The sequence below is a fragment of the Fictibacillus sp. NRS-1165 genome (assembly GCF_050468105.1).
In the GTDB taxonomy this organism is placed as follows: domain Bacteria; phylum Bacillota; class Bacilli; order Bacillales; family Fictibacillaceae; genus Fictibacillus_C; species Fictibacillus_C terrinigri.
Genome location: NZ_JBDPNU010000144.1, coordinates 1 through 2014 on the forward strand (window position 1 = coordinate 1; position 2014 = coordinate 2014).

At 38.3% G+C, this 2014-nt stretch carries 1 protein-coding gene and 1 pseudogene; both read right to left on the reverse strand.

The features are described from left to right. Positions 1-699: 699 nt before the first annotated feature. On the reverse strand, positions 700-1782 hold the full coding sequence (locus tag ABHN01_RS25255) for a Ger(x)C family spore germination protein (protein ID WP_429877828.1): 1083 nt from the start codon (positions 1780-1782) through the stop codon (positions 700-702). Continuing rightward, positions 1779-2014: pseudogene (locus ABHN01_RS25260) on the reverse strand (spore gernimation protein GerB); the annotation flags it as partial. The gene ABHN01_RS25255 and the pseudogene ABHN01_RS25260, both read right to left, overlap by 4 nt.

Consider the following 2014-nt stretch of genomic DNA (forward strand, 5'->3'; position numbering starts at 1 on the left):
AGATCATTGTGAGGATTGAAATATTCCCGTATTTTAGTTGAGGTTGCGCAATATGCAGAAGATGGGGCGATCCTTATGATTGATCATGGCTGGTTGGAGGAGCCCCTTCAATCCCTGACCGCCAACAATTAACCAGGAAAGAGTAAGTCAGCCCTCCATACTCACGACCGTTACAACAATGAAGTCACGAAAGAAAGGGTAGGGTATTGGGAATGATAAATGGGAACGGCTCCTTTGGAGCATTGCTTTGCCGGGAGTCGGCCAACTTTTAAACAAGGACTATATGAAAGGTTTTTTATTTCTCCTTTTGGAAATGATCATTAAACCTACAGGCAAACTTTAACCAGATTATTCTTCTGAATTTTCATGGAAGAATTGAGGAAGCGATATCCGCACCCATTTTAATTGGTTGATGATTTATCCATGTTTTTATTATTTTACCTTGTGGGATGTTAATAAAAATGCAGACCCTGCACCTTCCAAGTTTGCATTTTTACCGTTAGTATTCGTTGCTTTTTCTGTAACCATCGGATTAATTTATTCCCCGCTTTTAAATGTGTTTGGCGAACTGTGGGGACCGGTTTGGCTTCCTATGGTTTTTCTGCTTCCCGGCCCTGGGATTGGGTTTATCTTTCGAAGCCTCGCCTGTTGGTTGGTATATGTAAAAAAAGGAGTAAGAGCCTGAGGCTTTTACTCCTCTTATTCTGTTATCCCAGACTGTACCACTTTAATTTTCACGTTAATGTCTATTGGTACGTCGGCGTACGCTTTATTCCAGCGGGAAAAATTAAAGTGGGGGGTTACATTGTTTACTTTGTGGCCCAAGCCTAAGGGATCCACGTTTAAATCCTGAAATGTATGAACAAGATTTTTCGCTTCACGGGTAATTGTCCGATCCGCCTGTTTTTCAACGGATTTTATTAATTGGTTTCCAATCAATTCTGTACTTTGAAATTCGCTGATTTTCCCTTGCAAATTAACATTTATTGTGATGTGAGGCTGATTTCCCCTATACTGTACGTCATAATCAACTTTAGAAGCAAGGTTCTCAATAGCCACATGATTTTCTTTTTTTAGTTTAAATTCATAAATTCCGCTTTTAAAATTTTCGAAAAGCAGCTTCATGATAAAACTTTTTCGATAAGGTATATAGCCTACGTATCGGTCTCCTTTAAACAATGCCATTCCTTTTATTTTAATTTCATTTCCTTTTTTTTTCAGCAAAGGCATAAAGGGATCTGCACCTTTTCCATAATACCGAAACAAAAAATCATGGATATTCGTTTTGGGGATATTTTGTAATTCGTTCTGCTCCAATAATTGTTCCATATACTTTGTGGTTACTTCAGCCCACGGATAATGAAAACTTAATAGAGGTTCCACTTTTCCATCTACTACGGCAAGCGTGAGATCACGGCCTAACTCCGGATCTCTTTGAAGAGTATTTATTAAGCTCAAAATTCCATGCTCAGCCAATGTTTTACTATAGAGAACAACAGTAGTCCTGCCGATATATAATGGTTTCGGAGATCGTGACTGCAGGATCTGACGGATATTTTTACTCGTATGCCCTATTGCAGTCAGTACCTGGTTTCCCGGAGGGGCATTCTCCACCACCGGGGTAATAGGCATGTTTATCGTTGCCTTTATTTTATCCTTTCCAGCATAATCATAACCGAACGAAGTAACCAACTGTATATCTTCTAAAATCCTTGGTTGAATACTGCAACCATCTAAAATGGATAAAAAAATAATTACAAATGCCTTTTTTATATTGTTCATTGATTTTTCCTCACTCTGTAAATCATCCATTGAAGAACAAATAATAAAGGGATATAGAAGTAAATAGTGTAATATCCTAACCGTCCAACCCCAACATTTAAGAGATCAATTTGCTGCCGATTTTTAAAGATAAGTGTAAGGACGGAAAGAATGGTTAACGTGATCCATAAACTTGTTCTTTGCCGAATGGAAAAAGATTGTTTCAGCAAACGTCCTGCAGACCATACGGTAA